We start from the raw sequence: 14,438 nt of genomic DNA on the forward strand, positions 1-14,438 counted from the left end.
TCCGGTATACAATGGTCATGATTTTTAAATCCGGACCCATACGCATCCTCCTTGGGGTGGGCTTGCTGCTGTTCGCTTCCTGCGGGTCGAACGCACCTGATGAAATGCCGGCCAATGAAGCCGGTAACGGCAAGTATGGCGGTATATTCAGGATGAACTTCGGGGATGGATACAAGAGCTTGTATCCACTGGGTGCCACAGAGCTTGGCTCGATGCAGATTTTATGGAACGTAATGGAAGGGCTTGTTGCCTTTCGTGGCGGTTCACCCGTACCGGAACCGTGCCTGGCCGAAAGTTGGGATGTGTTGGATGAGGCTACACGCTATGTCTTCCATATCCGCAGGGGCGTCCACTTCCAGGATGATGCATGTTTCCCGGACGGCAAGGGCCGTGAGGTGGTTGCACAGGATGTGGCATATTGCCTCCGTCGCCTGTGCGAAGCCGATAAATACAACGAATCATTCTGGCTGGTGGACGGATTGATCAAAGGGGCAAGGGAGTACCACCAGTCAACAGAGGCCGCAGACGGAAAAGTGGCCGATGTGGAAGGTATCAAAGTGATTGATGATTACACCCTGGAAATTGATCTGACCAAACCGTTTTCGGGATTACCCTATCTACTTACCAGCCAGTATACGTTAATATATCCGCGGGAAGCCGTGGAGAAATACGGGATTGCTCATCTGGATCAGAAAGCCGTAGGTACCGGTCCGTTCCGTGTCAAGGATGTGAAACCCGGCATGTATGTCGCCCTGGCACGAAATGAACATTATTGGAGGAAAGATGCAGAGGGCAATGCCCTGCCCTATCTGGATGGCATCATGATCGGCCTTGACAAACAGTTAAATGAGGCTGCGGCGATCCGCAACGGCAAACTTGACCTGGGCCGGAACATGAACATGGAAATGGCCGAGCAATTTCATTCCCATGAAACCAACGGCCGTTTCAGGTTGTTTCAGGTGTCTACACTATCCAGTACCTATCTGACTTTCCTGCACTCCTACAAACCGTTTCAGGATGAGAGGGTGAGAAAAGCCATCGCATTGGCCATTGATAAGGAACGTATTGCCAAACATCTCACCAATGGGCAACAGCCTGCCAAACACGGTGTGGTTCCTCCGTATTTCGAGGCGTATGAAACCAAGTATGTGGATGGCATCGGATATGATCCGGATGAAGCCAAACGATTGCTTGCGGAAGCAGGTTACCCGGGTGGAAAGGGATTTCCCGAGTTTGAATTCATATGTTCGGAAAGGCACAAAGCATTCGGACTGGCGATCCAGGAGATGCTGGCTGAAAACCTGAACGTGTCTGTTAATGTCACATTGTTGTCATTTCAGGACCTGGTGAAACGCGCTTTCAGTGGTACCGCACCCATGTCCAGGGCCTCATGGATTGCAGATTACCCGGACCCGCGAACTTTCCTGTCCGTTTTCTACAGCACGAACATAGAGGATATGTCCAGTGCAACCGCATCCGCTAATATTTCACGGTATATCAACCCGGCTTTTGACAAATTGATGGATGAGGCGGATAAGATGCTGGATTTGAAAAAGCGAATGGAATTGTTTCAACGGGCGGATGAAATGCTGATGCGTGATGCGGCGGTAGTACCGATTGCCTATGGCAGTAAGTTCGGCGTACTCAACAACCAGGTGAGAAATTTCGAGGAAAACAGATTGCAGGTGTTTTATTTCGGTGAGGTTTATTTCGGACCGGAAGATGAATGATGAAAGCGATGAAGGGTTTGAAAACAGCAAAGGTTCGTTTTGGATTCAGGGTGATGCTCCTCGCAGGGGTCATACTGATGTCGTGCAACGGGCATGACACACCACCGGAAAAAGGAAAACAGGGTGGGTCAATCAAAAACCACAAGTACGGTGGTGTTGTCACATTGAATGAGCCAACGGGTTTCGTCAGCCTTTATCCACCCAAGGCAGGTGATGTTGGTTCCATGCAGGTGCTTGTGAACGTGATGGAAGGACTCGTTCAGGTACGGAAGGAAGGGGGTGATGTGGAACCCGCAATTGCCGAAAGCTGGAACATACTGGAAAACGCCACCCGCTTTATTTTTCAGATCCGCAGGGGGGTGTATTTTCATGACGACCCATGTTTTCCTCATGGCAAGGGCAGAGAGGTGGATGCACATGATATCGTATACTGCCTGCAACAATTGTGCGAACCCGGTCCGGAAAATGATAACTTCTGGCTGGTCAATGGCCGCATCAAAGGCGCTTCTTCCTATTACCATTCCAGGGAAATTGGTGACGGGCGCGTCAGTTCTGTGGAAGGACTGAGGGCCATTGACGATTATACCGTTGAAATTCGCCTGGAGGAACCATTCGCCCCGTTTCTTTACATGCTGAGTTCCATGATGACGATGATTTACCCGCATGAAGCTGTGGAAATGTACGGCCGGGAACACCTGGATGCGCACCCGGTGGGGACGGGACCTTTTAAACTGAAAAGTGCCGAGCCGGGCGAATACGTGGCGTTGGTAAGAAACGAAAATTACTGGAGGAGAGATGTGCAGGGAAACCAACTGCCTTATCTGGATGGGTTGATGTTCCGCTTCGATCACAATGCGAATGACATGGCCGAACTCCTGAAAGGCACCGTGGACCTGACCACTGTATTGGGAAATACCAACGTGCAAAAGTTGTTTGATGGCGTTAACAAAGACAGGTTCTCCATGAAGCGTGGGGAGATTCTGCAAACTGCTTTCCTTGGCTTCCAGCATCAGGATCCCCTTGTGAAAGATGTGCGTATCCGAAGGGCCATATCCATGGCCATTGACAGGGACCGGCTGGCCAACCAGGTGATGACCAAGCTGGCGGAACCCGCACACGGTGGTCTGATCCCTCCCTTTTTCGGGCAATACGACGCGAAGGGAGTAACCGGAATTCCGTTTGATCCCGACAAGGCAAGAACGTTGTTGGCCGAAGCAGGTTATCCGGACGGAAAGGGTTTCCCGGTGATCCAGGTGGGTTTTAGTTCCAATATGACTACCATGGCCACGTCGGTTCAGGCTATGTTGCAGGACAACCTGGGCATTACCATCGACCCCGTGGTTCTGCCGTTCCAGGACCTGGTGAAGCGGTGTTTTGGAGGTACCCTGCCGGTGTTCCTGATGGGGTGGTATGCAGACTATCCCGATCCCGAGGCGTTCCTGTGCCTTTTCTACGGTGCGAATGTACCCGACGATCCGTCCATGGATTCCGAAATCAACCTGTGCCGGTACCGGAACCCGATATATGACAAGCTGTTTGAAAAGGCGACAGCAGAGATCAATCCCCAAAAAAGGTTCGCCCTGTACAAACAAGCCGATCAGTTTCTTGTGGATGATGTGGCCGCCCTGCCGTTGAGCCACGACATCAAATTCATCCTTTACCGCTCCGATCTCAAAAACATAGGGGGAAACCTGATGCGGATGTACAGCTTTACCGAAAGCTATTATGAAAAGGAGTAAGGTTTGATTCGTATCCTTATCCTAGCATGAAACTTTTTTTTACCAATTAGGTTTATATTATAAACTAGTCTATATTTGTCATAACAAAAACCTGAAATCATGGAAACAATCAAAGACACTTCCGATAAAACAAAGCGACCAAGTCCTTACGGCATCGGAGGCATTGTGTTCGTAGGATGCATGTTCCTGGGCATGGGAATAGGCATAGCCCTTGGCAGCAAACAGATCGGAATGTACATTGGGATGGGTGCGGGCTTCGTCGCCATGGCGTTGGTAACGCAGTTGCGCAGGCCATGAGCGGGCAGGAAGAATCCGGCTTTCAGCCAGAAGAGGCGCTGAAGGTCATCCACCGCATGGTGGAGCAAACCCGTTCGGATTGGCGTTCGGATCGTTTTCTATATCTGCTTTGGGGATGGATGGTGTTCGTCAGCGCCTGGACGCAATACATGCTGATGGTATGGGCCCGGGTTTCCTGGCATGGAATGGTATGGCCGGTCGGACTGGGCATTGCGTTGATCGGGCATACAGTGTACCTGTGGAGAAGAGGTCGGAGGCGCAGGGCGCGTACCTATGTAGGGCAGTTCCTTGGACATTTGTGGACCGCTTTCGGGATCACCCTGTTCCTGTTGCTTTGGTGTGTCGGACAGAAATCCGGTGGTATGCGATGGGACATTGTCTATCCGGTCCTGATCCTGATGTACGGCATGGGTACCTACATTGCCGGAGGTGCCCTGCGTTTCCGCCCGCTCATGGTGGGTGGTATCAGCAACTGGGTTCTCGGCGTTGTGGCCTGCTTCCTGTCATTTGACCTGCAGCTACCCCTGCTGGCGCTGGCCGTTGCCTTATCGTATATCGCGCCTGCCTATATGCTGAAGCGGGATCACCATGTTTAAAAAACTCGATCCGCTGTTGCACAACGAACTCCGGCTTGCCGTGATGTCGTTGCTGATGCAGGTGCAGGATGCCGAGTTCAGTTTCCTCCTGGAAAAGACCAAGGCTACCAAGGGAAACCTGAGCGTACAACTGTCGAAATTGAAAGAAGCCGGGTACATTTCCGTGAAGAAATCCTTCCGCGACAACTACCCGCTCACACAATGTTCGGTTACTGCCAAAGGCAGGAAAGCATTCGAAATATACGTGCAGGCAATCTCAGGCTACCTGGGGAACAGCTGAAGATCGAATGGGGCAGGACATGTTCTTTGTACCTTTGGTGAAAACCGGTTTACATGGAAGTATTCCTCCACGCAGAGTCATGGATAGCCCTTGCAACTCTTACATTTCTTGAGATCGTTCTCGGGATCGACAACATCATTTTTATTTCCCTCGTATCGGGTCGCTTACCTGAACACCGGCAGCCTTTTGCCCGGAACCTCGGACTGGCACTGGCATTGTTTGTCCGCATCGGCATGCTCCTCGGCATCTCCTGGATCATCGGTTTCCAGGATGCGCTCTTCACGGTAACAGGCTTTGCGGTGAGCGGGAAAGACCTGATCATGTTCGGCGGTGGTGCGTTCCTGCTGGCCAAAAGCACGTCTGAGATACATGGCAAGATCGAAGGAGCACATCACGAAAAAACCGCCATGGGGAAAAACAGTTTGTCGTCTGTGGTGATGCAGATTGTGACACTGGACATCGTCTTCTCATTCGATTCCATCCTCACCGCCGTGGGTATGACCAACCAATTGATCCTGATGATCACCGCCGTGGTGATCTCCATCGTGGTGATGATGTTCTTCTCCGGGGCGATCAGCCGGTTCGTGAACAAACACCTGACCCTTCAGGTGCTTGCGCTGGCTTTCCTGATCCTGATCGGTTTTATGCTGATCGTGGAGGGCCTGCACATCCACGTGCCGAAAGCCTACATCTACTTCGCCGTCGCTTTTTCATTGGCCGTGGAATTGGTGAACATGCGGGTGAGGAAAGGGAAGTGAGGGTGGTTGATGGTTATTGGTTAATAGTTGTTGGTTAGTAGTTATTCGTTAATAGTTGTTCGTTGTTCGGGCGAACCAATAAACGAGCGTTTACAGCAATAAGGAACCTTGCTGGCCACTAATTTTTTCACACACCGGATAAACTGAAAGGTGGGAAAGTAGCGGTCCGATGCTTTCCAATAACGAACAACCATTAGCCAATAACGAAAAAAGAGCGACCATCAGGCCGCTCTTTTTTCATCAGATGTTTCGGAGGATCCGATCAATGCGATACCACCACACGTGTGGTACCTGTTGCGCCGCCGGATGTCAGTCGCAACATATAAATACCTTCGGCCAGGTTGCCGGTTTCAATGGAGAAATCACTGTTGGCCCGAACGGCTTCGTTGCGGTACACAACAGCACCCACCGCGTTCATCAGCGTCAGTTCAACCCGGTTGCCGGGTACTTGTCCGAGATGCACGTTCAAACGGTCCTGTGCCGGATTGGGATAGATGCTGATCTCATCGCTGAGTTCATTCAGTCCGTTGGTAGATGTGCAACCTTTCTGACGCACCGACCAATCATAGAAGTAATAGTAGTAGGAAGTTTCACTGCCCACTACGTTGGTCTTGGTGATGTCCACCAGGCTGGTGGCGCCGTCGGAAATGTTGTATGGGAAACTCGGGCCTGAATTGTTCCGGTAGCAATCCGAGGTTCCTGTAAACTTGATGAAGTAGTTGGTTCCTGCGGGAATGGCAAAGCCGAGCGTGACACGTCCCTGTCCTGCGGTAATGCTCACGTCCTTGGTGATCAGTGTCGTACCGGTTACGGTTCCGTCGCTGGTGTTGGCCGTTGCATTGGAAAGTACTTCGATGGTGCGTGTGCCGCTGGTGTTGGCATCCACCCAAACCGATTCGAGCACGATGTCTTTCTTCACATCGAAGAACAGTCCCCTCAGGTCGTTGGTGCTGAAGTAGCCACCACCGCCGAATGTGCCGTCAACCGGACCGCCTTTCACGGAAGCATACGGATTGCCATTGCCCACGGTGATGTATGCCGTTTTGGTTTTGGTATCGTTGCCGTAACTGTTGGTGGCTGTCAGCTTCACGGTGTAGTTGCCGGCAGAGCTATACGTGTGCGTCGGATTTTGCTGGGTGGAAGAGCCACCGTCGCCGAAATCCCACGACCACTGGGTGGGATTGTTGGCGGACATGTCGGTGAATTTCACGGTCAGTGATCCGCAACCGTCGGTGATATCTGCAACAAAGTCGGTCGCCGGTGGGGTGCTGGTTACACACTGGCCGTTGTCGAGGCAATTTCTGCTGCCTTTGTGGTTGGCGATGGACGACGTGGAAGTGGAACCCCAGGTTGTATTGGTCCCTGTCAGCGATGGGTACATAATGTACGTGTTGCTGCTGTTGTCATGATCGCAGGACCAGTTGTGACCCATTTCGTGGGTTTCATCCACGGCATGGTACGACAGGTTGTTGGCCCAGCCTGAGTAGTATTCCATCACACCGTAGCGTTGGCTGGTGCAAACAGTACCTACCCATGCCAGTCCGATCACACCGCTGTTGTCGAAGTCGCGGGTGGAGTAGAGGGTGCCCTGGTCATGCGTCACGCCAAAACCGTTGGGTCCCCAGCTGGTGAAGTTGTCGAGCAGGGTTTGGGATGCGACACTGCTGCCCCATGTATTGGCATTGGTGGCTTCGGAATACACCTTCACGACTTTATAATCGATCTGGTGCTGATCATAAAATCCGTCTACATAGTTGAAAATATCCAGCAAGCGGGTTTCACCGGCACTCACGCCACCGGCTTTGGTCACAAATCCATAGTCTTCGGCCAGACCGATTTCCACGCATTGGTAGGCTGCGGTTTTTCTGGCGCCTGACAGATGGGTCACCGTCAGCGGAGATGTTGCTTCCGGGTTGGCTGGAAGTGCATCCGGAGTTTGTTCCTGCTGCATCTGGTGCTGAACGTCGCGCAGGATGTTGTCACCGCTGCTTCCGGCGGTGGCATGGCCGCCGCATGAAACACCGAAGTCGACCAGGTCGGTCATTTTGTAAACCACCAGGTTGTTGTCGGCTTGTTTGTTGGCACTGGCCTCAAACACCGATACCGACTGCAGGCTGTATGCTACATGGTCTACGTTCACCATGCCTTCCACGTGGTCGGGGCGGATGTTGATGCGTACCCAGTTGTCGGGGTTGCCATTCACATACCCGGCATAGGTGCTGGTAGGAACGGGGGCGACTTCAATAAGTCCGTGGTCTGTCATCACACTGTGCGTGTAATTGGGCGAGCGGAGTTCGTTTTTCCAGATGGTGAATGCCCATTCTTTCTGTCCCATATTGAGGGTGAACTCCTTGGTGTTTTCGGCTTCCAGCACATGCTTGAAAAATGCCTGTGCATCGATGCTGTACACCTGGTAGGCGTGTGCCTGGCGACTGATCTCCGGGTACTGGGCGGTACGCTCCACGGCATTGTGAGCCTGTGAATCGAAAACCAGCGACCCGTTGAATTCCTTTCTCTGTGCAAAAACGGATGTACACAGGAACACGGCTACGGTCATGGTAGAGAGTAGCTTTCTTCTCATAGTATTAGGGTTTTTTGTTAAAAGCGAACCGCCCATCCAGCAAAGGTCATGCGCAATCAATTGAGGGACTTTCCCGGTCAGGATAAACGGATCAAATACAAATAGCGAACTGCAACTGTAACACAAAGTATAAAGTTCGATGTAAGAAGTCAAGACATAACAGGACACGGATCACAGGTGCTGGTAGATGGCTTACTAAGTTGACTTTTTGACATCAAAATATTTTTAGCAAGCCATATGGGTATACGGGTCATGCCCCCCGGTGGAGGCGTGAATAAAGGTTCCGCAAACACCGCCGGATTGCAGGTATTCGCTTGATCAATCCGACCGGCATTCATACCTGGCGAAATAAAAGGGGTTAGCGGGAATCGTTGTCATCTAACTGTGATTCTCAGTTGGGAGGGTGCCATGAATAAATTGAAATTGTTTGAAGTGGAGTTTGCAAACGGGTGCGTGGATACATCTGGATTTGATTTCAATGCGCTTCATATGGGGTAGGGCAGGTGAGATGCCGGGAAGTGAAAATGAAAAACCCCGGGCTTTGGTGGCTCCGGGGTTTTTCGCATCGGTTGGTACGTGCATCACATAATTGAGGAAGGAATTGAAGTCAGTCTCTGAACCCTGACTTCATATATAAGACGCCTACCTTTTTTAAAAGTTGCACAACCCGCAAAAAAAATCGGAAATAAATGAAGTCTGAGGTGAAAACACAGATGGGAAAAATTGCGCGGGAACAAATTTTACTGCCCCGACAGGACAGCAGAGCCATCAACCAGTAACCAACTACTGGTAAGCCGGACAGTTCTTCTTCTTGTCCTTTCCACCGCCGCCACCGAGGCCGTTGCTGCCCCGCCCGCAAGGGCTCCACCCGATGACAAACTCATGGGTGTTGGAACTGACATTCTGAATGTCGGAGAGGGTGTAGTCAAAGGAATATCCCACAAAGAAAGAATAACTGAGTCGCAACCTCAGCATGGCGGCCACTGCATCCTGGTAGCGGTAGGATACGCCGATACCGATCGGTTCCGACAGGTCGGCAAACAGATTGAGGTCAACCGCCAACGGACCGGAAGGGGCATATTTGATCATGGCGGAAGGCGTGTACATGATCCCTGATTTGGAAACGAAGCGCTTACCGCCTGTGAGGTAAATGTGTCTTGACAGGTCGCTTTCGGGACCATGGGCTTTGAGCTTGTTGCCCAATGAATGTTTCAGAGACATGCCGATGTAGCTGTTCGGAGATGTGTACCAGATGCCTGGCATCAGTTCCGGTATTACCAGCGAACTGTTGTCTCCATCCAGCGCAGCATCCTGCACAGGGGTGATGATTTCGGAGCCACGGAAAGCATAGTTCTGCAGTCCGGCAAAAATTCCCAGAGACAACCACGATTCATCTTGTACACGAACATGATAGGCATAAGCGAAGTTCAGATACAGTTGGCGGACGGGGCCGATGCGGTCGCTGTTCAGGTACACGCCGGCACCGTGTTTACCGTTATGACCGCTTCTGATCTTCAGCGGGCCATGCGCGCTGAACCAAAAGGTTTTCGGGGCGCCGTCGAATCCTACCCATTGGGTGCGGTAACCGGCTTTGAAGTCCCAGCACGGAAAGCTTCCCGCAACCGCAGGGTTCAAACCGAACTGGTTAAACATGTACTGGGTATACTGCGGCGCCTGCTGTGCATGTGCACCCAACCCGATCAGCATCAAAACTGCAATATGGAACCTGACGACCCTCATTATCTGACGATGGTTACACTTCCGTGTTTTTCAATCTTCACATCATTCCATGCCACACCTTCAAGGATGTAGAAATAGGTGGCTTCCGGCAAAGGGGCGCCATGGTTCATGCCATCCCATCCGTTGTTATTATCGTAATCCTCGGTATAGAAAACTTTTTGTCCCCACCGGGAGAACACCTGGAGTTTGTAGGATTTCAGGATCTCAATGCCGGAAACCGTCCACGTATCGTTGGTGCCGTCACTGTTCGGGGTAAAGCCGTTGAATACATAGATCAGATCTTCCGGATGGTCACATTCAAACGGAACATATGCCTGGGTGCTGTACTTGCAGCCCGCCGAATCCATTACCATCAGCGGGTATTCATCGGTTGGAAGTCCGGTGTACACCGATTGATAGGAGTAGGTATTGCCGCCGTCAAGTGAGAAACGAAAATCACCTACACCGCCGGTGATGTTCTGCACATCGATGGTGAAGCTTCCGAATGCATAACAGGTTTGCGCGACGGATGTAATGGGAACATCGTTGATCATGTGGTCCATCCAAAGATTCACATAGAAAACCTTGAATGTGCATCCGCTTGCGTCCTGCACATCTATGCTGTACGCACCTACCGGTAAGCCTGTGAAGGTCATCGGAAAGGTGGAGGATGTGAGTGTACTGCCGTTCGAAAGAATAGCGGTATAAGGAGGTTCACCGCCCTCGATGGTATCAATGGAGATGGTGCCGTCTGTTTTTCCGCAGTTGACCGGAGAATCGGACACCGATACATGGCTGATGGAACTGTCAATGGGAACATCCACACCCAGCCAACGGTTGCAGCCCGCCTGGTCAATCACATAAATGCCGTACATACCGGCTTCCAGATCGGTGAAAACGCTATCGGCTTGTGCCGGTTTTCCATTCAGGCTGAAGGTATATGGTGCCAGGCCTCCGCTCACATTTACCAGGGTGATGGTACCGTCCTCCTGGTTGCAGGTGGCAGGCGTCGCTTCGCCGGTGGCCTGAATGTCGCTCTTATGAAAGACCACGGATTCGGTGTCCCTTGCCAATGGTACACATCCGCGGGAGGATGTGAGAACCACCGCAAGCGAATCGCCATCGGAGAGATCGGAAGATGAGTAATCCGGATTGGATGAGACCAGTTGCCCGTTCAGGTACCACATAAAGGTTGGCAGCGTGCCGGCGTTGCTGTCCAGCGCCGTTACCGATACCTGTGTGCCCTGGCAGATATTGGCTCCCGGGGTCACCTGAATACTGACCTTCGTTGTACATGTGTCCTGCGCTTTTGCATCGTGACACATGAATAACACACCGGCCAGTACCGGCAGAAGAATTCTATGAAAAATATACTTCGTCAAAGCAAACATGCTAATATACGCCAAAAAAGGCATATTTCGTAATGGATCTTACTTTGTTGTTCACATGTATGTATTGATAACTGCACGGGTGAGGGCATGATAATATTTGTTTACTTTTGGTTCATGTCGCGGATCCGGCGGATAACTTTTGCATGCATCTTCTTCGTAATGGCACTGGGCCATGTCGCCCGTGCGCAACTGCTGGATTACCGTGCATACTCGGTGGATGACGGACTCGCGCAATCCCAGGTGCTCAGCTTGTACCAGGATGACCGAGGCGCGCTCTGGATCGGTACCAACGACGGTGGGGTGAGCCGGTACGACGGCAGAAGCTTCAGGAACTATACAGAAGCGGAAGGACTGGCCGATAACCACGTGTTTTCCATTACCCAGGACGGAAACGGGAACATGGTGTTCGGAACCTTGAACGGACTCAGCATTTTCAATGGAAAGACTTTTTCCAACTATACCACCGAAAATGGGCTCGTAAGTGAACGTATATATAAGGTCTTGCGCGCCCACGACGGCAAGATCTGGATCGGAACCTCGAAAGGTGTTTCCATATGGGATGGAACGGAGTTCACACCCTTCTTCGGAAATGATTCCATTGCGAACGGTCTTGTATTCTCTCTCTTTGAAGACAGCAACCACCACATGTGGGTGGGGTCATTCACCGCCGGTGCCCTGCGCGTGGTGGATAACCAACTGAAGCTTTTCGGAAAGAAAAACGGTCTGCGCGATCAACGCATCCGCTCCGTTGCGGAAGATGCTTCCGGCAGTATCTGGCTCGGAACAGGGAACGGTCTCTATAAACTCACCGAAGACATCGTGGAAGAGATCCCGGTGGCAGGACTGGAAGGCATGCAGATGGCAGTGAACGCGATGTTCATGGACAACCGCGGACGCATGTGGATCGCTACCTATGCGGGTGGTTTTTGCTGGACCGGAAACGGCTTCCGCCACATAGGTTCCGAATCCGGACTGACATCCGAATCCGTTTGGACCTTCCTGCAAGACAGGGAAGGCATGGTATGGTTCGGTACCAATGGGAAAGGTATTTGCGGACTTCGCAGTGAGCGGTTCACCAATTTTGATATACGCAGCGGCTTGGCAGGGGATGTGGTGTATGCCATACACGCCGATCAGGGTGGCAACATTTGGGTGGGAAGTGAAGACGGAGGACTCAGCCGCATCTCCATGAACAAAACAGGATCATGGGAAATCAAAAACCTGAATGACTTGCCCGATGCACCTGAAGGCGGGGTCAATGCAATCGCTGAAGACAAGGAAGGCCGGTTGTGGCTGGGTTTGAGACGTGCCGGTGTGGCTACCTGGGATGGCAAACGTTTCAAACACCTGAAGTTCGGCGATGAGAACATCGACGGAGCAGATGTGTTCCATATCATGCGCGACCGCTTCAACCGCATGTGGCTCTCAACCTTTTGGGGAGCATGTGTGATCGACAACGGCAAGGCCGACTGGGTACACATTGATTCCAGCCTGATCCCGGAAGATAAAAGACAGGTGTATTGCTCCTTTGAAGACCAGGACGGAAGCATCTGGCTTGCCACCGATAACGGGGTGCTCAGGTACAACCAGAAATCATTTCAGCACTTTACGGCCAAAGCCGGATTTACCGACGGAAGGGTACGCACCATCCTCTCAGATCACGAAGGGAATATATGGTTCGCTACCGATGAAGGGGTATTTCTGCTCAGAAACGGCAACTTCAGTCATTTCAATACCAGCAACGGTTTGTCGTCTGACAAGGTGTACCTCATGCACTTTGACCGAAGAGGATACATGTGGCTGGGTACCACAAAAGGGGTGGATAAATTCAATGTACTGACCTACCTCGCACATGATTCCATCTCTGTCAGGCATTATGGTAAGTCCGAAGGATTGATGGGGGTGGAATGCAATGCCAATGCCGTAGAGGAAACCAAAGGCGGGTACATGTGGTTTGGTACGGTGAAAGGCGTAGCCCGGTATAGTTTCATGGATGATTTTCGCAACACGCGGGAACCCATCACGCGTATCCTCAACCTCCGCCTGAAATCCGAAGACTTCGACTGGAGTCAATATTCCGACAGCATCAATCCCATCACCGGAGTGCCCGTTCGCCTCCGCCTGCCCCACGACATGCGGCACCTGACCTTCGACTACGAGGCCATCAGCCTGCTCGACCCCCAACATGTGAGGTACAGTTACATCCTCGAGGGACTCGACAACGCGTGGAGTGCACCCACGGAAAAGCATGATATCCCCTATCCCTACATTCCTCCCGGGGAGTACCGGTTCAATGTGAAGGCAAGAAACGGCGACGGCGTATGGAACAGAAACCCGGCAAGCATCGGGATGATTCTGATCGAGCCGCCTTTTTGGCTCACCACATGGTTTTATGTGGTATGTACCATCGGTCTGATCGTATTTGTTTTCCTGTTCATCAAATTCAGGGAAAGACGCCTGCAGCAGGAAAAACGCGAACTGGAAAACATTGTGGCGGAACGTACCAGGGAAGTGGTGGAACAAAAGGAAATCATCGAGGCCAAGAACAAGGATATCACCGATAGCATCAACTACGCACGACGCATCCAGGAGGCCCTGCTTCCACCCGGTAACCTGGAAAGCCAGGCTTTCTCCGATTCCTTCGTGTTGTTCAGACCCAAAGACATCGTCAGCGGCGATTTCTACTGGTTCGGAACCAGGGCGGGTATTGCCCACCTGGCAGCGGTGGACTGCACCGGACATGGTGTGCCGGGTGCATTCATGTCTATGATCGGACACAACCTGCTGAACCAGATCATCCTTGAACAGGGCATCGCTGAACCCGGAGAAATCCTGACCGCATTGAACCGCCGCCTAAAAAAAGCATTCAATCGAAGCAAGCGTGAAAACGATACCCGCGACGGGATGGACATGGCGCTGTGTTCCATCGATAGCAAAACCGGACAACTGATGTTTGCAGGCGCCATGCGGCCATTGTACATGTTCGCCGACAACGAGCTCAAGGAGATCAAAGGCGACAAACAACCCATCGGCGGTCTTACCAGTGATGATTTTCATTTTACCACCCATCGCCTGGATTGGGCAGAGGGGGATGCATTTTACATCTTCTCCGACGGATATGCAGACCAGTTCGGCGGCCCGTCGGGCAAAAAGTTCATGAGCAAAAAGCTTCGTGAAATCATCACTGGAATGCAGCATCAGACCATGCAGGAGCAGCTGAAAAAACTGGTTTCCGAATTCGAATCATGGAAAGGAAAGGAAGTGCAGGTAGACGATGTGCTGGTAATGGGCGTACGCCGCTGACCCCCCCTGATTCCATGACCGTGCTTTTTTTATACCTTAGTGTG

The 14,438-nt window shown here is 51.8% G+C and carries 10 protein-coding genes; 7 read left to right on the forward strand and 3 right to left on the reverse strand.

All coding sequences use genetic code 11. The features are described from left to right. Window positions 1–17: 17 nt before the first annotated feature. The 6 genes from H6585_09520 (at window position 18) to H6585_09545 (ending at window position 5,400) form a co-directional block, all read left to right on the forward strand. The gene (locus H6585_09520) at window positions 18–1,730 is read left to right on the forward strand and encodes a peptide ABC transporter substrate-binding protein (protein ID MCB9448568.1); all 1,713 of its coding nucleotides are present in this window, start codon (window positions 18–20) and stop codon (window positions 1,728–1,730) included. Window positions 1,731–1,747: 17 nt separating this feature from the next. After that, window positions 1,748–3,469 carry an ABC transporter substrate-binding protein gene (locus tag H6585_09525; GenBank protein ID MCB9448569.1) on the forward strand — a complete coding sequence of 574 codons (1,722 nt, stop codon included), beginning with the start codon at window positions 1,748–1,750 and terminating at the stop codon, window positions 3,467–3,469. A gap of 99 nt (window positions 3,470–3,568) precedes the next feature. Then, window positions 3,569–3,766, forward strand: a complete 198-nt coding sequence (locus H6585_09530) for a hypothetical protein (protein MCB9448570.1) — start codon at window positions 3,569–3,571, stop codon at window positions 3,764–3,766. Next, window positions 3,763–4,362, forward strand: coding sequence for a hypothetical protein (locus H6585_09535; protein MCB9448571.1), 600 nt, complete (start codon window positions 3,763–3,765; stop codon window positions 4,360–4,362). Before H6585_09530 ends, H6585_09535 begins: the two co-directional genes overlap by 4 nt. Then, window positions 4,355–4,642 (forward strand): transcriptional regulator, encoded by a 288-nt coding sequence (locus H6585_09540; GenBank protein ID MCB9448572.1) that lies wholly within the window; start codon window positions 4,355–4,357, stop codon window positions 4,640–4,642. The genes H6585_09535 and H6585_09540 overlap by 8 nt, the downstream gene beginning before the upstream one ends. Window positions 4,643–4,695: 53 nt before the next feature. After that, window positions 4,696–5,400, forward strand: a complete 705-nt coding sequence (locus H6585_09545; GenBank protein ID MCB9448573.1) for a TerC family protein — start codon at window positions 4,696–4,698, stop codon at window positions 5,398–5,400. Window positions 5,401–5,662: 262 nt separating this feature from the next. Here H6585_09545 and H6585_09550 read toward each other — a convergent pair whose 3' ends face one another. The 3 genes from H6585_09550 to H6585_09560 form a co-directional block, all read right to left on the reverse strand. Further along, on the reverse strand, window positions 5,663–7,981 hold the full coding sequence (locus H6585_09550; protein MCB9448574.1) for a PKD domain-containing protein: 2,319 nt from the start codon (window positions 7,979–7,981) through the stop codon (window positions 5,663–5,665). A gap of 783 nt (window positions 7,982–8,764) precedes the next feature. Continuing rightward, entirely contained in the window at window positions 8,765–9,721 is a 957-nt protein-coding gene (locus tag H6585_09555) for a type IX secretion system membrane protein PorP/SprF (GenBank protein ID MCB9448575.1), read from the reverse strand. Further along, on the reverse strand, window positions 9,721–11,082 hold the full coding sequence (locus tag H6585_09560) for a gliding motility-associated C-terminal domain-containing protein (protein MCB9448576.1): 1,362 nt from the start codon (window positions 11,080–11,082) through the stop codon (window positions 9,721–9,723). The genes H6585_09555 and H6585_09560 overlap by 1 nt, the downstream gene beginning before the upstream one ends. A 168-nt stretch (window positions 11,083–11,250) precedes the next feature. Here H6585_09560 and H6585_09565 point away from each other — a divergent pair, with 168 nt between their 5' ends. Next, window positions 11,251–14,394: a SpoIIE family protein phosphatase gene (locus H6585_09565; GenBank protein MCB9448577.1), complete on the forward strand. Its 3,144-nt coding sequence runs from the start codon at window positions 11,251–11,253 to the stop codon at window positions 14,392–14,394. Window positions 14,395–14,438: the final 44 nt, after the last annotated feature.

It is taken from the genome of Flavobacteriales bacterium (assembly GCA_020635855.1).
Classification (GTDB): domain Bacteria; phylum Bacteroidota; class Bacteroidia; order JACJYZ01; family JACJYZ01; genus JACJYZ01.